Annotated in this window: 16 protein-coding genes and 1 pseudogene; all 17 read left to right on the forward strand. The window is 30.2% G+C overall.

Features of this window, described 5'->3' with window-relative positions; translation table 11 throughout:
* The first annotated feature begins 43 nt into the window (after nucleotides 1-43).
* The 17 genes and pseudogenes from LEP1GSC059_RS18390 to LEP1GSC059_RS18470 all read left to right on the forward strand — a co-directional run bounded on the left by LEP1GSC059_RS18390 (nucleotide 44) and on the right by LEP1GSC059_RS18470 (nucleotide 20,814).
* A pseudogene (locus LEP1GSC059_RS18390) lies at nucleotides 44-2,034 on the forward strand (DUF1420 family protein).
* Nucleotides 2,035-2,355: 321 nt separating this feature from the next.
* Nucleotides 2,356-3,660 (forward strand): O-antigen polysaccharide polymerase Wzy, encoded by a 1,305-nt coding sequence (locus LEP1GSC059_RS18395; RefSeq protein ID WP_017214741.1) that lies wholly within the window; start codon nucleotides 2,356-2,358, stop codon nucleotides 3,658-3,660.
* A 76-nt stretch (nucleotides 3,661-3,736) separates the two neighbouring features.
* Nucleotides 3,737-4,867 carry a glycosyltransferase family 4 protein gene (locus LEP1GSC059_RS18400; protein WP_020981176.1) on the forward strand — a complete coding sequence of 377 codons (1,131 nt, stop codon included), beginning with the start codon at nucleotides 3,737-3,739 and terminating at the stop codon, nucleotides 4,865-4,867.
* 23 nt (nucleotides 4,868-4,890) lie between these two features.
* A complete protein-coding gene (locus LEP1GSC059_RS18405; protein WP_017214742.1) occupies nucleotides 4,891-5,925 on the forward strand; it encodes a polysaccharide biosynthesis protein in 1,035 nt (344 codons plus the stop codon).
* Nucleotides 5,926-5,931: 6 nt separating this feature from the next.
* Nucleotides 5,932-7,038, forward strand: coding sequence for a UDP-2-acetamido-2,6-beta-L-arabino-hexul-4-ose reductase (gene wbjC, locus LEP1GSC059_RS18410; protein WP_020981201.1), 1,107 nt, complete (start codon nucleotides 5,932-5,934; stop codon nucleotides 7,036-7,038).
* The gene (gene wecB, locus LEP1GSC059_RS18415) at nucleotides 7,035-8,165 is read left to right on the forward strand and encodes a non-hydrolyzing UDP-N-acetylglucosamine 2-epimerase (RefSeq protein WP_020981182.1); all 1,131 of its coding nucleotides are present in this window, start codon (nucleotides 7,035-7,037) and stop codon (nucleotides 8,163-8,165) included. Before wbjC ends, wecB begins: the two co-directional genes overlap by 4 nt.
* Nucleotides 8,166-8,174: 9 nt before the next feature.
* Complete coding sequence (locus LEP1GSC059_RS18420) at nucleotides 8,175-9,362, forward strand: glycosyltransferase family 4 protein (RefSeq protein WP_017214744.1); 1,188 nt, start codon at nucleotides 8,175-8,177, stop codon at nucleotides 9,360-9,362.
* A 3-nt stretch (nucleotides 9,363-9,365) separates the two neighbouring features.
* A complete protein-coding gene (locus tag LEP1GSC059_RS18425; RefSeq protein WP_020981251.1) occupies nucleotides 9,366-10,631 on the forward strand; it encodes an exopolysaccharide biosynthesis polyprenyl glycosylphosphotransferase in 1,266 nt (421 codons plus the stop codon).
* A 71-nt stretch (nucleotides 10,632-10,702) separates the two neighbouring features.
* Entirely contained in the window at nucleotides 10,703-11,947 is a 1,245-nt protein-coding gene (locus tag LEP1GSC059_RS18430; RefSeq protein WP_020981311.1) for a DUF1229 domain-containing protein, read from the forward strand.
* Between the two features lie 142 nt (nucleotides 11,948-12,089).
* Nucleotides 12,090-13,439 carry a flippase gene (locus LEP1GSC059_RS18435; protein ID WP_017214747.1) on the forward strand — a complete coding sequence of 450 codons (1,350 nt, stop codon included), beginning with the start codon at nucleotides 12,090-12,092 and terminating at the stop codon, nucleotides 13,437-13,439.
* Between the two features lie 3 nt (nucleotides 13,440-13,442).
* Nucleotides 13,443-14,384 carry a glycosyltransferase family A protein gene (locus LEP1GSC059_RS18440; protein WP_017214748.1) on the forward strand — a complete coding sequence of 314 codons (942 nt, stop codon included), beginning with the start codon at nucleotides 13,443-13,445 and terminating at the stop codon, nucleotides 14,382-14,384.
* 339 nt (nucleotides 14,385-14,723) lie between these two features.
* Nucleotides 14,724-15,617: a TIGR04325 family methyltransferase gene (locus tag LEP1GSC059_RS18445; protein ID WP_036057972.1), complete on the forward strand. Its 894-nt coding sequence runs from the start codon at nucleotides 14,724-14,726 to the stop codon at nucleotides 15,615-15,617.
* Nucleotides 15,618-16,027: 410 nt separating this feature from the next.
* Nucleotides 16,028-17,050: a hypothetical protein gene (locus LEP1GSC059_RS18450; protein ID WP_017214750.1), complete on the forward strand. Its 1,023-nt coding sequence runs from the start codon at nucleotides 16,028-16,030 to the stop codon at nucleotides 17,048-17,050.
* A gap of 231 nt (nucleotides 17,051-17,281) precedes the next feature.
* Nucleotides 17,282-17,707: a sugar 3,4-ketoisomerase gene (locus LEP1GSC059_RS18455; protein WP_002178492.1), complete on the forward strand. Its 426-nt coding sequence runs from the start codon at nucleotides 17,282-17,284 to the stop codon at nucleotides 17,705-17,707.
* A gap of 2 nt (nucleotides 17,708-17,709) precedes the next feature.
* Nucleotides 17,710-18,801 (forward strand): DegT/DnrJ/EryC1/StrS family aminotransferase, encoded by a 1,092-nt coding sequence (locus tag LEP1GSC059_RS18460; RefSeq protein ID WP_017214751.1) that lies wholly within the window; start codon nucleotides 17,710-17,712, stop codon nucleotides 18,799-18,801.
* Nucleotides 18,802-18,904: 103 nt separating this feature from the next.
* A complete protein-coding gene (locus LEP1GSC059_RS18465) occupies nucleotides 18,905-19,702 on the forward strand; it encodes a glycosyltransferase family 2 protein (RefSeq protein ID WP_017214752.1) in 798 nt (265 codons plus the stop codon).
* Between the two features lie 290 nt (nucleotides 19,703-19,992).
* Entirely contained in the window at nucleotides 19,993-20,814 is an 822-nt protein-coding gene (locus tag LEP1GSC059_RS18470) for a glycosyltransferase family A protein (RefSeq protein ID WP_020981233.1), read from the forward strand.
* Nucleotides 20,815-20,865: the final 51 nt, after the last annotated feature.

Consider the following 20,865-nt stretch of genomic DNA (forward strand, 5'->3'; position numbering starts at 1 on the left):
TAGTTTTCTTCTTTAGTTAATTCAAGGACGTATATTTTTCAGCATGAAATTCGGATTAGACACAAATGTTGCATATCCTCCTCTTTCTGTTATATATTCTATTTTATTAATATTTGGTTGTGATTTTTTAGGATTTTATATTCTAAAAGTATTCGAAAATCACTTAGGTAAAATTAAAAATACTTGGATACGGTGGCAAGCTCCACTAACTGGAGCTTTATTATTGAGTATTTCTCTTTATCCTTTAGCATTATTTGGTTTTACTCCCCGTCCTTTTATGGAAAGTATAGCTTTTCTTTTAGTAATTTTAGGGCTTATTAACATAAAAAGTTTTATAAAAAAAATAAAAACTAATAAAAATATTTTGAATAATTTAAAACAAAACCTTGACATACAATCAGATCTTCAACAACAAAAAAGATTGTTTATCTTATTCAAAGAAAAATGTCCCCTCATAAACAAGTTTGCCTTATTTGATATAAATAAATTTTTAAATCTATTTATAAAACTACTACTTATCGCTTACGGATTTTTAGCTCTCTGTCCTATAACAAATGCTGATTCTTTAGACTATCATATTGGAGTTGCAATTGAAATTTTAAATCAAGGAAAGATGCCTGTTTTTTTAAGCTGGTTTCATGGAAGATTGGCTGGGAGTGGAGAGGTTTTAAATGCGCTTGGTCTTGCTATAGGAGCTGAACAATTTGGTTCTTTACTTCAGTTTTCAGGTCTTTTAGGGATTTATGGAATATTAGCATTTTATTCTTTTGTGGAAAAAAGCTCATTACATGATGATTCAGTATGGAGGAAAATCATTATAATAGCATTTCTTTCATCTCCGGTTTTAGTTTTTCTAGTCAGTTCGTCGAAACCGCAGTTACTTCAAATTGGTATGACTTCTTTTGCCGTAGTATTAATGTTAGAAATTGTTTCTAAAGCAAAAACAGATAAAAATAAATTATTGATTTTTATTCTTATTTGTATATTAATTATGTCTGCTACTCAGGCAAAATTTTCATTTTTTTTGTCAGCGTTTTTAATTGGCTTTTGTTCTCTCGTTTTACTAGGTTCTGTAAGATTATATATTTATGGAGTTTTAATTGGGATATTCCTCTTGATCTTAATAATTTTTCCTTCTGTATTCTGGAAGGCAAAAAATTTTGATAGTTCGATGATTGATGCGTTGACTGCACCTTTACCTGGTTCATGCCGGGAGTGAGATTATTTGAATCTGTGCTTCGCAATTACAAAGATAGTACATTAGACTTTCCGCTATCTTTATTAATACCAAATACATTTGGAGTTGTTACTACTATAATTGGTTCAGGATTATTTTTAGTCATATTTGTAAAACCTACTGCTAATTTGCAAACGTTTGTATTAAACTTTATAGTAATTATTTTTATAATATTAGGCATTCTATTAGGACAAAAAGCTTCTAGATTTTTTTTAGAACCATTTATTTGGATTTTAATTTCTTTAATTGTTCTAGATTCAGTTAAAATTCTAGATTTCAAGTTTGCTAAATATATAATAGGTTTTTTAGTAATTTTGCAGGCAGGGTTAACATTTAGTATTCTTCTTTTAGGTATTTATCAAATGTTTCCGGGTGTTTTTTCGATTCAATCTAGAGAAAAAGTAATGAATCAGTATGCGAATGGATATAACTTGATGAAGTGGGCCGGTTCAGTGCTGCCTAAGGATGCTGTATTATTATCGCAGCATAGATCAATTGCACTTTCTCAAAGAAAAACTCTATCTTTAGACTGGGTCAAATTTGTGGATTTTAATTCTGCTGTTGCAAGTCCTTATTTAAAAGAAATTAAAGACGAAAATACAACGCATATTTTGATTTTGGGAGATATACCTAAAGACAGTCCATTTTTTGGATGTATAGGGAATGTAATTGGCAGAACTGAAAGTCAGATTGCAATGAGAAATCCTTTGGCTCAAAAAGATCATTTTACAGCAATACTTGCAGAATTCAGAATTAATAAGTTATCACAATGTTCAAATTCTGTTCTTAAGCTCTAATAAAGATTTTAAGCTGCATAGTGGAAATATATCTTAAATATTTAAAAAACAATAATTTTAAAATTATTGTTTTTTAATTGTGATATATAAGACTCATAGTATATCAATTTCTAAATTTTATCTAATGTGATGAATCATTTTAAGTTTTAAAATTACCAAAAAGTTAATTTATTTATAAACCGAAATTTTAAAAATTAAGATATGAACACCTCTATAATTAAGCAATAAAATACAAGAATTTAGAATAATATTATCATTACCTAATGAAAAAAATTACATGTCATCTATTTGATTTAGCATTCTATTTTGAAGAGTTTTCCTATGATTATTGAATTTGTTCTTTTTATAATACTATTTCTTTTACTATTAATCATAAAATTTAACATTAAAGGATCGAAATTAGAGATAGATCATAACTTTCTAATTATTCTAGGTTTTATTTATTATTGGTATTTGCCATTCATTGCTTATGAAACAAATAATTTAGAACAATCACTTTTGGCCAATTATGACTTTGTTTTAAAATTCTACGAGCGAGTAAGTTACGAAGCAAAAGTCTGGTATTTAATAACTTCTGTACTTTTAATCCTTTCGTTTTTATTAGGAGAAATCATTTTTAGAAAACAATCCCATAAATGGAATTTATTAAAAAAACAATACAATTTTTCTAAGACACCAATTCAGTTATTTTTTTATGGATTAGTATTATTTGGCATTATATCTCTAAAATATATGTTTCCAGTTTTGTTTAGAGGATATTCTGCAATTTCGGAGTGGCCGTTGCAAAGAGGGTGGTTTATATCCGTAAATGTTTCTTTGATAGTCTTATTTTGTATTCATGCGTCTAGTCGAGTTGATCTTTACGATATTTCAGGAAAGTGGAAAGATAGGGTAAGGATTTTTTTTAATCAATACTTAATCATTTCTATATTGTTTGGATTTTTAATGTATTCTACCGGAAATCGCGGGTATTTGACTTTATCAGTAATTTCTATTATACTGATTTTGCAAAAGGTACTTAAAGGTTTTAGGCTTATACCAATCCTTTTGATAATATGTATTTTAGCCGTTTTCAATTCTGCTTGGGGCCATATTCGCGCCCAGAATCCTGTCACCTTTTTCAAAATTATTCAGAGCTTTTTTATGGAACCTGGATATGTAGGAATGACTTTAATTTCTCATTTGATTAGAAACGAATTCAGTTTTATTGAATTTCCGATTCCTTTATTAGGTAATATCATTGGAATAATTCCTTCTATAATATTTCCGGAAAAATTTAAATATATTCAGGCCATAACTGAGATGGGAAAATCAATCAGCGTATTTCAAGGAACAACTCATAACTATGTAGAATTGATGGCAAACTTTGGATTGATTGGTTCTATGATTTTTATGTTTTTATTATCTCTAGGTTTGAATTTTTTAAAAAGAAATGAGAGTTTGTCTGGTATTTATATAGCAATTTGTTCTTTTCTTCCTTTTTTCTTTTTTAGAGATCTTCCGAATACACTGATTAAATACATATTTGAATTCACCATAATTTTGAGTATTTTATTGTATTATTCTAATTTTATAATTATCAGAATTAAAAATAAAATTTTTTCTCGAAATGATGAAACTGATTAATTCTAGTTTAAGTAATTTAGAATTCTTATATTTATTAATATTAGTTTATTTTTATAACTTTATTTAACTTTTCACAATGATTTTAGGAATTGACGCCTCAAATATTTATAGCGGGGGAGGAGTTGCTCATTTAGTTGAACTTTTAAAAGCAGCTAATCCGACTCATTTTGGTTTTGAAAAAGTAATAGTATGGGGCGGAGAAAAAATCTTAAACAAATTAGAAAATCGAAATTGGCTGAAAAAAAATCATGAGCCTTTTTTAGATAAATCTCTTCTTTGGAGGATTTATTGGCAGAAATTTATACTTAGAAAAAAAGTAAAAGACTGTGATTTATTATTTATACCAGGCGGATATTATTTAGGAAATTTTAGACCTTTCGTTACTATCAATCAAAATCTTCTACCTTTTGAATGGAAAGAGATGAAACGTTATGGGTTATCATGGCAGCTTGTCCGAAATATAATTCTTTATTTTTTACAGTCTGGAACTTTTCGAAAGGCGAATGGTATTATTTTTTTAACAAAGTATGCAAAAGATTTAGTACAAAAAGTTATTAAGAAATCTTTAAATAGAACTACAATTATACCTCATGGCATTCATTCCAGGTTTTTAAAAGAAACAAAAAAACAAAAAAAAATAAATGAATACACGTTTTCAAAACCTCTAAAAATTTTATATGTTTCAACAATTGATATGTATAAACATCAGTGGAATGTCTCTGAAGCTGTTGCTATATTGCGTGACTTAAAATTTCCCGTTTCAATTGAATTTGTAGGTTCCGCTTACGAACCAAGTTTAAAACTGTTGATCAACAAAATGAACCAATACGATCCTTCAGGAAATTATATTTATTATTTAGGCCAAGTAGCTCATGAAAAACTTCAAAAAAAATATCATTCTGCTGACATTTTCGTTTTTGCTTCTTCTTGTGAAACTTTTGGGCAAATCGTAACAGAAGCAATGGCTGCAGGTTTGCCGATCGCTTGTTCAAACATGTCATCTATGAAAGAAATATTATTGGACAATGCTTTATATTTTAATCCTGAGGATCCAACCAGTATAGCCGATTCTTTAGGTAAATTGATAGAGTCGCCTAATCTAAGAACGAAGTTAGCTCGAAACGCATATAAAAGAAGTAAAGCTTATAATTGGAAAAAGACTGCAGATTCTACTTTCGAATTTTTTCATGATGTTTTAAATAGGTAGAACAAGTAGCGGAGTTGAATTGAATGTTTAAAAACAAATCTCTTTTAATAACGGGCGGAACAGGCTCATTTGGAAAAGCAGTTTTAGATCGATTTTTAAATAGTGATATTAGCGAAATTAGGATTTTTAGCAGAGACGAAAAGAAACAAGATGATTTAAGAAAGAAACATAATAATTCTAAGCTGAAGTTTTTTATCGGAGACGTTAGAGACTTAGATTCAGTTCGAACTGCTTTGCGAGGAGTGGAGTATGTGTTTCATGCTGCTGCCCTAAAACAAGTTCCTTCTTGTGAATTTTTTCCATTAGAAGCGGTCAAAACAAATGTATTAGGAACTGGAAATGTAATTGAAGCGGCTATTCAATGTAATGTCAAAAAGGTAGTTTGTTTGAGTACTGACAAAGCGGTTTACCCTATCAATGCAATGGGTATATCAAAAGCTATGATGGAAAAAGTTATGATAGCTAAGTCTAGAAGTATCGAAAAATCAGATATGATGGTTTGTGGAACTCGTTATGGAAATGTGATGGCCTCTAGAGGATCTGTGATTCCTCTTTTTATAGAACAAGTTAAAAATGGGAAACCGATTACAATAACAGATCCGAATATGACTCGGTTTATGATGTCTTTAGAAGACGCGGTGGAACTTGTATTGTATGCATTTCAAAATGGCAATAATGGCGATATTTTTGTACAAAAAGCTCCGGCGGCAACAATTGAGATTTTGTCAAAAGCTTTATTAGGATTACTTAATAAACCTCATCATTCTGTTGAAGTTATTGGTACTCGTCACGGTGAAAAACTTTATGAGACTCTTTTAAGTCGTGAAGAAATGGCTAATGCAGAAGACTTAGGAGATTATTATAGAGTTCCACCTGATTTAAGAGATCTGAATTATGGTAAATTCTTTGATCAGGGAGAAAAAAAGATTTCTACATTAGAAGATTATAATTCGCATAATACTAAAAGATTAAGTTTAGAAGAAATGAAGGAAATGTTGCTAAAGCTACAATTTGTTAGGAATGTGATAGAAGGAAAACCAGCAGAAGTAATTGATTAAGTTATCATGAATATTTTAATAACGGGTGCAAATGGTTTTATTGGAAAAAATCTAATTCTTCATCTAAAAGAGAGAAAAGAATTTAAAATATTTTCTTATTTCAAAGAATCTACTAAAGAGGAATTATCACAATTTATTTCTGAAGTAGATTTTATTTTTCACCTGGCCGGAGTGAATCGCCCTAGAGAAAATCTGGAATTTAAAAAAGTAAATACGGATTTAACTGAATTTATTTGCAGTTTATTAAAAGAAAAAAATAAAAAAACTCCTATTCTTTTTTCGTCTTCGATTCAAGCGACATTGGATAACGCATATGGAAAGAGTAAATTAGAAGCTGAAGATTTTCTCAAACGTTTACAATCTGAAAATGGAAATCCTGTTTTTATTTTTCGTTTACCAAACGTCTTTGGGAAATGGTGTCGCCCTAATTACAATTCTGTAATTGCTACGTTCTGTCATAATATTGCCAGAGATTTACCTGTAAAAATTAACGATCCGGATACAAATATAGTCTTAGCCTATGTCGATGATGTAGTAGATAAATTTATTAGTGTTTTAAAAAATTCGTCTCAAAACTTTGATCAAAACCTTATTACTTATAAAATAACTTTAGGTGAACTCTATAAAATATTACAATCTTTTAAACAAAGCCGTAAAGATTTAATAATTCCTAATGTAGGAACTGGTTTGATACGTGCTTTGTACGCTACATTTACTAGTTATTTAGATACCAATTCCTTTTCATACTCCATTCCCCAGTATAAAGATCAAAGAGGTGTATTTGTAGAAATGCTTAAAACTCAGGATACAGGTCAGTTTTCTTTTTTTACGGCCTATCCTGGTGTAACGCGAGGGGAGCATTATCATCATAGTAAAATTGAAAAATTTCTTGTTATTACTGGAAAAGCAAAATTTCGTTTTCGGCATATTCTAACAAATGAATATTTTGAGACTTTTACGGAAGGAGATAGTCCGCAGGTTGTAGAATCTATACCCGGATGGACACACGATATTACCAATGTAGGTCAGGAAAAAATGGTCGTAATGCTTTGGGCCAGTGAAATTTTCGATAAATCTAAACCCGATACATACTCCTGTAAAATTGATTTATGAAAAAATTAAAAGTTTCTACAATTATAGGCACAAGACCGGAAATTATTCGTCTATCTAGAGTTCTTGCGAAACTAGATCAATATTCTGATCATGTTATGATTCATACCGGTCAAAATTATGACTATGAGCTTAATGAGATTTTTTTTAATGATTTGGAAATTAGAAAACCAGATCATTTTTTAAATGCCGCAGGTGCCTCAGGAGCGGCAACTATCGGAAATGTTATTATTAAAGTGGACGAATTACTTGCTCAAGTTCAACCAGATGCTGTTTTGGTTTTAGGAGATACGAACAGTTGTATGGCGGTAATTCCCGCTAAAAGAAGAAAGATACCTATTTTTCATATGGAAGCGGGGAATCGCTGTTTTGACCAACGTGTTCCTGAGGAAATCAACAGACGAATCGTTGATCATACCGCCGATATTAATTTAACTTATAGTAGTATTGCTAGGGAATATCTTTTAAAAGAAGGTTTACCCTCTGATATGGTAATCAAGACAGGAAGTCCTATGTTTGAAGTCTTAAATTATTACTTGGAAGGAATTAAAAAATCAGATATTTTAGAAAAATTGAAAGTTTCAGAAGGAAAATATTTTGTCGTAAGCGCACATAGAGAAGAAAACATAGATTCAGATAAGAATTTTGCTAAATTGGTGGATGTTATTAATACAATAGCTGAAGTATTTAAATTTCCAGTTATTATTTCGACTCATCCTAGAACTCAAAAAAAAATCAATGTGGCGAATACTTCTTTTAATCCATTGGTTCAACTTTTAAAACCTTTAGGTTTTAAAGATTATAATAAACTACAGTTATCTGCCAAAGCGGTTCTTTCTGACAGCGGAACCATTACAGAAGAATCTTCTATACTCAATTTCCCGGCTTTGAATATTCGAGAAGCGCATGAGAGACCAGAAGGAATGGAAGAAGCAAGTGTAATGATGGTAGGTTTGGAAAAAGAAAGAATATTACAAGCTCTCCAAATTTTAGAAAAACAACCTAGAGGTGAGGAAAAACTTTTACGTAACGTTAGCGATTATAGTATGCCAAATGTTTCGGAAAAAGTTGTCCGAATCATTCATAGTTATACAGATTATGTGAACCGAGTTGTTTGGAAAAAATATTAGGATTCTATTTTGAAAATTTGTATCATCGTTGACGATTACCTTCCTAAAAGTACAAAAGTCGCTGCTAAGATGATGCATGAATTGGCGGTAAAATTAAAAGAGAAAGGAAACGAGATAACAGTTATTACACCTGGAACCGATTTGGAACAAAATTATAAAAAAGATACTTTAGACGGAGTTTCTATTTTACAATTTTCATCGGGTAAAATTAAAAACGTTTCAAAACTAAAACGTCTTATCAACGAATTTATACTTTCCAGAAGGGCTTGGAAATATCTAAAAAAATATTTTATTCAAAATCGCCATGATCTAATCATTTATTACTCTCCTTCTATTTTTTGGGGAAATCTAGTGTTTCGCTTAAAAAATTTATGGAAAGTCCCTTCTTATCTAATTTTAAGAGATTTTTTTCCTCAATGGATTATTGACAATGGAATGATTCGTGAAAAGTCTTTGATAGCATGTTTTTTAAAATATTATGAAAAACTAAATTACAAAGCAGCAGATCAAATAGGAATACAATCCCCTGCAAATATAGAATGGTTTTCTAAGAAATTTCCTGAATTTAAGAATATTGAACTTCTTTACAACTGGGCTACCGATTCTCCCGTTTTAAATAAAAACCACTTTTATCGCAAAAAGTTAAACTTAGAAGGAAAGATTGTTTTTTTCTATGGTGGAAATATTGGTAAAGCCCAAGATATGATGAATATCGTTCGTTTAGCTGAAAAAATGAGAACTCATACAGATGTTGTCTTTTTGTTAGTTGGAGCAGGGGATGAAGTTGAGTTAGTTAAAATGTCAATACAAGATTTAGAATTAAATAATATGATTCTCTTGGATCCTGTGTCTCAAGAAGAATTTAAACTTATGCTAGCCGAGTTTGATATTGGGCTTTTTACTTTGCACTTTGGTCATAAAACGCATAATTTTCCAGGCAAAATTTTAGGGTATATGGTCCAGGAAAAGCCAATTTTAGGTGCCGTAAATCCTGGAAATGATCTTAAAAATATATTAGAAGATTCTAAATCTGGTTTGGTCACAATTGCAGGTGATGTTGAAAAACTTTATAAAAACGCACTTGTATTGTTAGATGATAAAACTAGAAAACAAATGGGTAGAAATGCAAATTTACTTCTTAAGAGTAAATTTTCCGTTGATAACGCTGCGGAGACCGTTTTAAAAGTTCTTTCTTAATTTATGTACGTTCGAAGGCATTCTAGAATTCATGAACTAGTACTTTTAAGTACGCTCTTTCAATTAACTGCAGGTAGTTTATTCGTTTCTTGTATTACTATAGTTCCGTTATGGGGATTTGACTTTTGGAATCGTATTGATAAAAATAGCTTCAATTCGGCGATGGGAGTTTTAATTGCTTTTAATATTACCTTTATTTCCTTAAGGAGATTATTAAAATATCCCGGGGCTCAATCCTCTGCTTACATTTTACCTACAACTGCAATTGTATTCGGAATCCTAGTTGCATTTAATTTAATAAATCGAGCGGAATACAGTATTCAAGTCATTTTGTTGGGTTTTATTGCTACATTATCTTGGTGTTATATAGGATATTTTATAGGACATCGATATCGCTTGCAAAGGTTTGCATTGGTTCCATTTGGAGAAGCTCTGGAGTTTAGAGAAACTCATGGAACTCAGTTTGTTTTTTTGAAAAAACCTGACTTGGGAAAAGAAAGATTTGATGCAGTGGTGGCAGACTTACGTGCAAAGAATTTGACTCCCGAATGGGAAAAGTTTTTAGCAAGGTGCACTTTATCTAGAATACCTGTTTATCATACTAAACAAATTATAGAGTCATTGACAGGGAGAGTAAAAATTACTTACCTCTCTGAAAATGAATTCGGCTCTTTATTACCTTCTAAATTTTATGAAACAGTAAAACGGTTCATAGATTTTATAGCTGCCTTATTCTTTTTACCAATTTTTTTTCCTTTTATGTTTTTAATAGCGGTACTTATCCGTTTAGAAAGTAAAGGAAAGGTCATCTTTTCTCAGAAAAGAATGGGGTATCGCGGAAGGATATTTACTCTTTATAAATTTAGAACGATGTATGTTGAGAAAAAAGGAAAAGGATTTACTCAAGAGGAAAATGATTTAAGAATTACTAAAATTGGGAAGGTATTACGAAAATATCGACTTGATGAAACATTGCAAATTTTTAATGTTCTAAAAGGAGATATGAGTTTTATCGGACCCAGGCCCGAGTCCATGGAACTTTCAGAATGGTATGAAAAGGATGTTCCTTTTTTTGCTTATCGACATATTGTTAGGCCTGGTATATCCGGTTGGGCACAAGTAGAGCAGGGATATGCCGCTGAAGTGGATGGAATGAAAGTAAAGTTAGAATACGATTTTTATTATATAAAAAATTTTTCATTTTGGTTGGATATGTTAATTACTTTTAAAACCGTTAAGACGATCTTAACCGGTTTTGGGGCACGATAGAAAATTTAACGTATGTTAAATTTATCCGATTTTAAAAAAGTATTCTATTTTATGAAATTGAGAAAAAATTTATGAGCGCTCACTTCCCATTAAAAAGCGTGTCAATTATAACAGATTATCTATTTAAATTTCGTTTTTTTTCTCTTCCCGCTATTTGTTGGATTTGTGCGATTTTAATAGGTTTTGGAACTATAAATGGGCGCCTTTCTTTGTTTGTTATAGGATTGTCTTTTATAATTAGTATTTTATTATTAATAAATACAAAGTGGAATATCTCTTCAACTTTCTCTCTGTTATTAGTTGTTTCTTTCTTATTAACTTATTTCTTTTTTTATAAAACTCCAAATATGCCTCAACATTTGAATGGTAAGTTGAATCCTATACTTTATATTTTTAAGGCGTTTCCAGCTTTATTTTCATTTTTTATTATTTTTGCGCTTCCAAGTTTAAAACAAAAAAAACTTTTTTTTATAGGAATTGCATTGGGAATGTTTGTGTTTGCAATCACCAATTCCATTGCGACTTTAGTTTATTTAGAACCTCCTTATTACGGAAAAGCATACCACTTTTTTTATAAAATGGAATATAATTCACCGGGGATTACCATCTTGGCTAGTATGTTGCCTATCGTTCTTTTTTGTTTTAACGGTTATCTTTTAGAAGTAGATAAAAAATTAAAACGGCAAAACGTTTTTTTTATATTCGTCTTTTTAATGAGTCTTTCTATTTCATTTCTATTTAGTGCACGAACCTTTTTTTTTCTGATCATTACAAATATAATCGTATTAGTTTTAGTTCGATTGTGGAAAATTTATTCGATTCCTAATAAAAGCGTATATTATAAGTTTATCATTGGATTTTTAACTCTATTAATTTCTGGTTCTTCTATTTATCTTTTCTTAAAAGAAACATATATTGGTCAGAGAATTATGAACGGAATTTATTCCGAGAAATTGAATCACCATATTGATTATTGGAATACAGTTAAAAAAGATTTTTTTGTATATCCTAAAATAACAATTGGATCTGAATATACCTTTTGGTATCATAACGTATTTTTTGACTCTCATAAAACTTCTGGTCCTATCACCGCTTTGATATTGTATATTTATTCGTTTTTTATTTTTATAATTGCATTAAAAAATTCCTTAAAAAGAGATCTTAGATCATTCCGGTATTTTCATTTTTATATTTGTTTTATTCCCTATTTAATGACAACAATACCTTGGGAATCCTCAGAATCGCAGATGATGGCATTGTTTACAGGTTTGGGAGCTCTGATTACAACGGTAAATGATCAAACCCCTGAAATTTAGAAGTTTGTTTCAAAAGTTATAAAGTAAACTAAATTCTTAAAATAAAATATACTAAAAATTGAATGCTCCGTTTTAGTAAAATTTTATAACAAACTTCTCCTTTAAATAAAGACGTTAATTTAGAAAAATAAAATTCAAACACGTGATTTTACTCAACAAACTCTATACTCTATATCCAAATTTGAAAGATATACTGCATAATAGCGGTTGGCTTTTTTTTGATAAAATTTTCAGAATGGGTATGGGAATGTTTTTAGGAGTTTGGATAGCTCGTTATCTAGGTCCTGATAGTTATGGAAAGTTAAATTATGTAATCGCATATATCGCGTTGATCGGTAGTTTTACAAATTTAGGACTCGATGGGGTTGTCGTAAGAGAACTCATTAAAGAGAAAGCCCATAAAGAAGAGATCATTTCCACCTCATTTTTATTGCAACTTATCGCGGGAGTATTTGCATATGGAGGAGCGATCTTACTCATTCCGATTCTTAGACCAAATCAGTCGGATCTATTTTGGATGGTATTTCTTGTCGGGTTGACTCTCATTTTTCGTGCGGTCGGAGTAATAAAATATTGGTATGAGGCTCAAGTTTTATCCAAATACTTTGTGTGGCTTGAAAACGGATTGTTTCTCGTGTTTTCTGGAATACGGGTATTGTTGATCTTAAACGGACTTGGTGTGTTCGCGTTTATATGGGTTGGATTGATTGAATCGTTTATTAGTTTATTTGGTTATTCTTTATTATATAAATATCATGATGGTTCTTTGTCTATACTTCACGCAAATTGGAAAAAAGCACGAACATTGTTGAGAGATAGTTGGATGTTGTTGCTTTCAGGATTGGCTGTAATTGTATATATGCGGATTGATCAGATTATGATCGGTCAGATGATGGGAGACGAAGCGGTTGGAGTATATACCGCGGCTGTTAAAATTAGTGAAGTATGGTATTTTATTCCAATGACGATTGCGTCATCAATATTTCCAGCAATATTAAAAGCAAAAGAATTTAGTCAAAAGTTATACTTGGAAAGATTAAGTCTTTTACATTCTTTTATGTTTTTACTAGCTTTGATGATAGCAATACCAATGACGTTTTTGTCTGATCCGATCATTCGAATGTTTTTCGGAGAAAAATTTTCGGAAGCGGGTGACATATTAGCTATTCATATTTGGGCTGGAATTTTTGTTTTTTTAGGAGTGGCAAGTAGCCGTTATTATCTAACTGAAAATTTACCAAAGGGAGAATTGTATAAAAGTATATCCGGTTGTTTGGCGAACATAGTTCTAAATTATTTTTTAATTCCACTCTACGGAATTAAAGGAGCCGCTGTTGCTACAGTCATTTCTCAATTTATAGCCAGTACTTTATTTAATCTATTTTTCAAACGTACTCGTGAAATATTTTTTATACAATTGGAATCGATCTTTTTTTGGAGAACACTGAGTCATTTCAACCAACTTAGAAATCGATTGTTTAAGGATGGTTGAAAGATGGCATTGGCACCGATTGCACTTTTTGTCTATAATAGACCGGAACATACAAAAAGAACGATCGATTCTTTATCAAACAACGATTGTGCGGAACAATCGGAATTATTCGTATTTTGCGATGGGCCTAAACTCAATACGAATATAGACAAGATCAGAGAAGTTAGGTCGATTGTCAAAAAAGCAACCGGTTTTAAAAAAGTTATCGTTTATGAAAATGAAACTAATCTAGGTTTAGCAAAATCCATTATATCTGGAGTGACCGAACTAGTAACAAAACATGGAAAAATTATAGTTTTAGAAGATGATATGGTAACTTCAAAATATTTTTTGACTTATTTAAATCATGGATTAGAATATTATAAAAACTTAACTCAGGTAGCTTCCATACATGCCTATCGATTGCCGCTTGCTGCAAAAACCCCAGAAACGTATTTTTTAAGAGGTGCTGATTGTTGGGGTTGGGCAACTTGGAAAAGAGGTTGGGATTTATTTGAAGCTGATGGACAAAAACTTCTAAATAAACTAATTTCAGAAAAACTAATTTACCAATTTGATATGCAAGGATCTTACCCTTATACACAAATGTTAAAAGATCAAATTGCGGGTAAAAACAATTCCTGGGCGATACGATGGTATGCCTCCACCTTTTTGCAAAATAAATTAACATTGTATCCAGCAAGATCTTTAGTCTTTAACATTGGATTGGACGCTTCCGGAACACATTGCGAAGTTACGAACCAGTATGATGTAGACTTGAGTTCAACCCCGATTCGGATTGAAACGATTCAAATCGAAGAGAACGTTTTCGTTAGAAATTTATATAGAGATTATTTTCGTAAACTCAATCGATCGGATTTGAAAACTCGAATTTTTGTTCGATTGAAACAATTTCTAAAACATATGAAAATAAGGGTTTGGCCGGGAAAAACTAGTTTGCCGTAAAATTCAAATTGTTGAATTGGAAAAATCTATTCTAAAGTTTATTTGTAGAAATAATATATTTATAAAAATTAAAATGTATTTTGTTTTTATAAACGACAAAAAGTTTTATATAAAGTCCAAAAAAATAAATATAAAATCCTTTGTAAAATCACTGTCTCGGTAATGTCATAAAAATTATAAGAATTTGTGGATTTTTAATTTATTCAAAATTCGTGAACCATTGTTTAAAAATTTTAAGAAAAACTTTAAAGATTTGTAACGTTTAAAGTTCGAGTATGAAAAAGATCCAATTTGTGTTCTCTTCTAAACGATATAAAAGTAAAATTTCTAAATTTTTTTATGAATTCAATTTTTAAAATTTACATAAAAAAAATCGCATATAATTTTTTACCCTCCATCTTTTGGAGTTTATTAAAGTTCGTAAAAGAGCAATTTCATAAATGGGTCAAATTCAAAAGACACAACGGACTTTTTAACGACGGTTTTAATGGAATTTATAAAACTTGGGAAGAGGCTTCTCAATTCTGTGGTTCTTATGATTCCGATTTAATTTTAGAAAAGTGTAAACAATCTTTACTAAAAGTAAAACGAGGAGAAGTCGTTTACGAAAGGGATTCGGTTGTTTTTGACAAAATTCAATATTCTTGGCCTTTGATTTCTGGGCTACTTTATGCAGCTACCATGTCCAGTTTAAAACTGAATATATTAGATTTTGGAGGTTCTTTAGGAAGTAGTTATTATCAAAATCGAAACTTTTTAAAAGGGATAAAACATTTATCCTGGAACATAGTGGAACAACCGAATTTTGTTCAGGTAGGTAAAAAATATTTTAAAGATGATGTTTTAAGTTTTTATGATTCTATCGAATCCTGCGTTAGTGATAAAAATCGGAAAATTAACGTATTTTTAGCTTCTAGTTCTTTTCCTTATATAAAAGATCCGTTTATTTTAATTAAAAAAATAATTCAATACGAATTTCAGTATATTATAATAGATAGAACTTATTTTATAGATTTACCTAAATCTATTGTATCACTTCAGCGTGTTCCTTCGGAAATTTATAAAGCCTCTTATCCAGCCTGGTTTTTTAATTTTGATGAATTTATTTCTCTATTTCAGGCAAAGTATGACTTGGTTACAGATTTTGATAGTTATTTACAAGCTACGAATGAACTAGAAGGTGTATCAACTAGAGAAAAAGGAATGATTTTTGAACTTAGAGAATCTTTATAAGTAAATTTGAATGTTTTGAATTAAGAAGCAGTAAAAATACAAATTTTTCAAATATTCCGACAGACAAAAGTAAGTCTTTTTATTTGTAAAAAGTATCATTTTTTGATAGAAAAACCTCGTCGAATCTTCCGCTCCCCAAACAAGATCAAGGCAAAGCTAACTTTTTTAAGAAAGGTTGTTGTATTTTCAACAGATTTTATCTTCAGATTCAAGTAATTGTGGTTCTCTAAGGATCGTGTTTAAACTCAAGCCACACTTTCTCAGACTCAGTGTCTCGTTTCTGTGAGCGTTTGACGGATTGGTTTAGGAAACTCAACATAAAAATCGTTTTTGTATTGATTGTGTCGAACTCACATTAAATTAGTATTTAATGAAATTTTTATATATCTTTTGAGAATAAATAGCTAATAATGAAATATCTTTGCACTTTATTTGATTTCAATTATCTGCCTCTAGGATTATCCTTATATGAATCTATTCGACTTTATTTTGGAGATTTTCATCTTTGGGTCCTTGCAATGGACGATAGAACTTATGCTTTTTTCAAAGAAAATTCTTTTGATCATATTACAATACTTTCGTTAGGTGATGTTGAGTCCAAAGACGTTTTAGTGGCAAAAGGAAACCGAACCTGGCAGGAATATTGTTGGACCCTCTCGCCAGTTTTACCTTCTTATGTTTTAACTAAAAATCAAAATATAGATCATATAACCTATTTGGATTCAGACATATATTTTTTTTCCGATGTGGAACCAGTTTATAATGAAATCGGAAAAAATTCTGTAATGATCATACCACATCGTTTTCCGGATCGTCTTAAACATCTCGAAGTCAATGGAATTTATAATGTTCAAATGGTATATTTTAAACGAGACGAGATTGGAATACAATGTCTCAACCGTTGGAGAGAACAATGTCTGGAATGGTGTTATAATCGATTAGAAGAAGGACGTTTGGGAGATCAAAAGTATTTAGACGTATGGCCGCAAACTTATAAAAACGTATGTGTGTTAAAAAACGAACAAGCAGGAGTTGCCCTTTGGAATGTAGAAAAATATAAAATTGGATTGAAAGACGGAAAGGTTTTGGTCGATGACAATCCTCTTATATTTTACCATTTTCATATGTTTAAATTTTATGCAGGAAATATTTTTGGAACCGGGATTTCCGATTACGGATTGAACTATAGCGCTTTAAAAGTTATTTATAAAATTTATGTAAAACAATTAATTAAAGTGGCTTCTCGTTATAATCTAAAATTAAAAAATTTGAATATTCTGGAAATATGTAATATGATTGAAAAAAGAAATTTTTATTCATATTCTTTTTTAAAGAAAGTTTTTTGGAACATTTTACTTTACGGTTTTGTAGTTTTGAAAAAAGTTCTAAAAATTGCTCGGCGTTCTCTTTTAAAGGTTTATCCAGAAGCTTGAAAAGAAAGTATCTTGAATCTTTTAGGTAAAATGTTAGTTTTCACGGAAATCGTAGTATTGTAAGGGTTCTTACAATTTTATGAAAAATGTTTTACTTTTATAGGCGTTTGATAGATCGCGTTTTAGATTACACGCCATTATTGGCACAGGTTCTGAGTAAAATAAAATTTTATTCTGATACGGCTTAAAACATTCAACTCGAGTTTCGTGTAGTTTAGAAACGGTATTATTATGGATAAAATTATAGTTAAAAATTCAGGTTATATAGACCTAAAAAAAGTCAGAGACGATAGAGATGGGAATTTAATTATACTAGAAGGTATTAAAGATGTGCCTTTTGAAATAAAACGAATTTATTATATTAATAATTTAGAAAATTCTGTAAGTATAAGAGGACAACACGCTCATAAAGAGATTGAGCAGGTGATTTTTTGTGTTAGTGGAAGTTTTACATTGAAATTAGATGATGGGAAAACGAAACAGGAAATTTTAATGAACAGGGATAATGTTGGAGTTCTTTTAGGAAAGATGCTTTGGCATACTATGGAGAATTTTTCTTCCGGTTGTATCCTTCTTGTTGTCGCTTCAGATTATTATAGAGAAGACGACTATATAAGAAATTATTCGGACTTTATCAGGTTGGTTGATAAAGATTAAATATGATTGAATACGAAAATTTACGTTTAACAAATATTCGTTTTTTTGAAGAGTATAAAACTAAACTTTTGGAAACCATAGAAAGCGGATGGTATGTATTAGGAAAAGAGGTTTCTAACTTCGAAAATCAATTTGCAGAATACAATGGAAATAGGCATTGTATTGGAGTAGGAAATGGTCTAGACGCACTGATACTCGCCTTGAAAGCGTTAGGTATAGAAAAAAACTCAGAAATTATAGTTCCTTCAAATACTTATATAGCTTCTATATTAGCAATTTTGCATGCAAATTTGAAACCCGTTTTAGTTGAGCCGGATATTCGAACCTATAATATCGATCCCAAAAAGATAGAAGAAAAAATAAATTCTAAAACAAAAGGAATTCTAATTGTACATTTGTATGGTAAGCCTTGCGAAATGGATTCTATTTTAAAGATAAAAGAAAAAAATGATCTATTTTTAGTTGAAGATTGCGCGCAGTCTCATGGAGCCTTATATAAGGGTAAAAAAACCGGAACGTTTGGAGAAATGAGCGGATTTAGTTTTTATCCTACTAAAAATTTGGGAGCCATCGGAGACGCGGGTGCGGTTGTGACTGATAACGATTTGTATCACGACGAGATACGGAAACTGAGAAACTACGGCTCTTCAATCAAATACAAAAATGATTTAGTTGGATATAATTCTCGTTTAGATGAATTACAAGCAACAATTTTAAATATCAAACTGAAATATTTAGATGTAATGAACGAACATAAGAGAAGTTTGGCAAAAATTTATCTGGAAAACCTAAAAGAAGATTTTATAAAACCAATGGTTAGCGAAGAAGTTTACGACGTATATCATATCTTTAATGTTCGTCATACAAAACGTGACGAACTGCGAGAGTATCTGTTAAAAAACGGTGTAAAAACAGAAGTTCATTATCCAATTCCTCCTCATAAACAAATAGCCCTGAAGGATTTAATTTCATACACAGAGAGCGAGTTTGCAATTTCAGAAGAGATTCATCGCACAACTCTTAGTCTTCCTGTTTCAACTTTTCATACAAAAGAAGATATTTATAAAGTTGTAGAAATTATGAATAGATTTTAAAAATTTTTAAATATAAATATTTCATAAAACTTAAATGTCTTATAAATAATATTAGATAAATTTAAAATTTAGTTTTAGAAAGTCTTAAGATCCATTTAAATTCATGTTTCCCAGGGAACCAAAAATTTCAATAATCACTATCAATTTAAATAATTTAGAAGGATTGCGCAAAACTTTAGGAAGTATACGTTTACAGACTTATACAAATTTCGAACTAATAGTTGTAGACGGAGGTTCAACGGACGGAAGTTTTGAATATTTGAAATCAAATCTGGATTTAATTAAAAAATTTATCTATGAAAAAGATAAAGGAATTTATAATGCACAAAATAAAGGAATCTCCCTTTCTAAAGGGGAGTATCTCATCTTTTTAAATGCGGGAGATACTTTATTACAAAAAGATGTATTATTGGAAATTTCTAAATTTTTAGAACAAGATATTGATTTAGTATATGGAAATATACTGATAGATTCTAAAAATGATGGTGTTATTGAAAGAAAATATCCTGATCGATTGAATTATTTTTATTGGTCGATAAAGTCTTTATGCCATCAAGCAGCTTTTATTCGTAAAGCCCTTTTCGATTTATACGGATATTATAATGAAGAATATTTATTTGCTGCTGATTTTGAATTTTTTCACAGATTTTGGTTTAATAAAAATATAAAAATAAAACACGCTCCTGTATTTGTTACTTTATACGATTTTAATGGAGTAAGCGCTCAACCGAAAAATAGAAAACGGATCGCAGAAGAATATCAAAAAATTAAAAGAAAGTATTTTCCAATCTGGGCTTACATAGTTTATAAATTGAATAATTATCTACTTGAAAAGTTATCTGATACTTTCATTTGGAAGATACTTTTTAAGCTCTATAGATTTCTAAATCCAAAAAGATAAAATTTGGCACAAACCTAAAAAATATTTAAAACAATTACCCAATCCAATTTACAACGAAAACACATAAAAAAATAAACCGTGTTTTTTACAAAGACGCCGAAGTTCTTCTAAATTGTATTAATCTAGAAATTTTTTAAATTCAGTTTTATTATTAATTAATATTTCTATTTTTGAATATTAGGATTATTGAAAAATTTTATAGTGACGATCAATAAAACTGCTTCAATTGACTATTTCCATAAAACAAAAACTAAGTGGCGAATTAATTCTTTAATAATTTTATTTTAAAAATGAATAATAATCCTATCGTTTCCATAATTATACCGTGTTATAACTACGGAAAATACATCGAACAAACGCTTCAAAGTATATTCGAACAGAGTTATAAAAACTGGGAAGTTATAATTGTAGACGATGGATCTAACGATGAATATACGATTGAAAAATTAAAAGAACTCAAAAAAAAATATATAGTAATTAAAATTGACCGATCTGGTCCAGCCGTAGCCAGAAATGTAGGAATTGAAGCAGCCAAAGGAGAGTTCATCTTACCATTAGATTCGGATGATACAATTCATCCTGATTATCTTTTAGAAGCAGTCTCTGTTTATGAAAAAAATCCGTCTTTAGGAATTGTATATTGTGAAGCAGAGTTTTTTGGTTCTATAAAAGGAAAATGGAATCTACCTGAATATAGTTTTCCGGAAATACTTTTAGATAATTGTATATTTGTATCTGCAGTATTTAGAAAATCGGATTGGAAAGAGGTTGGCGGATTTAATGAAAACATGAAAGACGAATGGGAAGATTATGACTTTTGGCTTTCGTTGATTGAAAAGGGAAGGAAAGTTTATAGAATACCGCGGGTAATGTTTTATTATAGAAGAGGCCACATATCTCGCTCTAGTCGATCAATGGAAACGTATTTACCGCTTTATTTGCAGTTATTTAACAATCATAGACGTTTATATACTGAAAACGCAGAAGTTTTGTTTATACGTCATTTAAAAGCAAGAGAATTAGAAGAACAGTTTTTAATACTGACTAAAAATCCAATCATTTACGGAATTGTACAATTTTTAGTTCGTTGTCTTAAGTTTTTTGCAAAGTGAGACTCATTAATAAAAAAAGTTTGGGCGTTCCTGCGTTATAAATTAGTACAA

The sequence above is a fragment of the Leptospira noguchii serovar Panama str. CZ214 genome (assembly GCF_000306255.2).
GTDB lineage: Bacteria > Spirochaetota > Leptospiria > Leptospirales > Leptospiraceae > Leptospira > Leptospira noguchii.

What these genes read in the sequence shown, in the direction of transcription:
- LEP1GSC059_RS18395 (WP_017214741.1), top strand. Translation starts at nt 2,356, where the DNA reads ATGATTATTGAATTTGTTCTTTTTATAATACTATTTCTTTTACTATTA.
- LEP1GSC059_RS18400 (WP_020981176.1), top strand. Translation starts at nt 3,737, where the DNA reads ATGATTTTAGGAATTGACGCCTCAAATATTTATAGCGGGGGAGGAGTT.
- LEP1GSC059_RS18405 (WP_017214742.1), top strand. Translation starts at nt 4,891, where the DNA reads ATGTTTAAAAACAAATCTCTTTTAATAACGGGCGGAACAGGCTCATTT.
- wbjC (WP_020981201.1), top strand. Translation starts at nt 5,932, where the DNA reads ATGAATATTTTAATAACGGGTGCAAATGGTTTTATTGGAAAAAATCTA.
- wecB (WP_020981182.1), top strand. Translation starts at nt 7,035, where the DNA reads ATGAAAAAATTAAAAGTTTCTACAATTATAGGCACAAGACCGGAAATT.
- LEP1GSC059_RS18425 (WP_020981251.1), top strand. Translation starts at nt 9,366, where the DNA reads ATGTACGTTCGAAGGCATTCTAGAATTCATGAACTAGTACTTTTAAGT.
- LEP1GSC059_RS18430 (WP_020981311.1), top strand. Translation starts at nt 10,703, where the DNA reads ATGAGCGCTCACTTCCCATTAAAAAGCGTGTCAATTATAACAGATTAT.
- LEP1GSC059_RS18440 (WP_017214748.1), top strand. Translation starts at nt 13,443, where the DNA reads ATGGCATTGGCACCGATTGCACTTTTTGTCTATAATAGACCGGAACAT.
- LEP1GSC059_RS18445 (WP_036057972.1), top strand. Translation starts at nt 14,724, where the DNA reads ATGAATTCAATTTTTAAAATTTACATAAAAAAAATCGCATATAATTTT.
- LEP1GSC059_RS18450 (WP_017214750.1), top strand. Translation starts at nt 16,028, where the DNA reads ATGAAATATCTTTGCACTTTATTTGATTTCAATTATCTGCCTCTAGGA.
- LEP1GSC059_RS18455 (WP_002178492.1), top strand. Translation starts at nt 17,282, where the DNA reads ATGGATAAAATTATAGTTAAAAATTCAGGTTATATAGACCTAAAAAAA.
- LEP1GSC059_RS18460 (WP_017214751.1), top strand. Translation starts at nt 17,710, where the DNA reads ATGATTGAATACGAAAATTTACGTTTAACAAATATTCGTTTTTTTGAA.
- LEP1GSC059_RS18465 (WP_017214752.1), top strand. Translation starts at nt 18,905, where the DNA reads ATGTTTCCCAGGGAACCAAAAATTTCAATAATCACTATCAATTTAAAT.
- LEP1GSC059_RS18470 (WP_020981233.1), top strand. Translation starts at nt 19,993, where the DNA reads ATGAATAATAATCCTATCGTTTCCATAATTATACCGTGTTATAACTAC.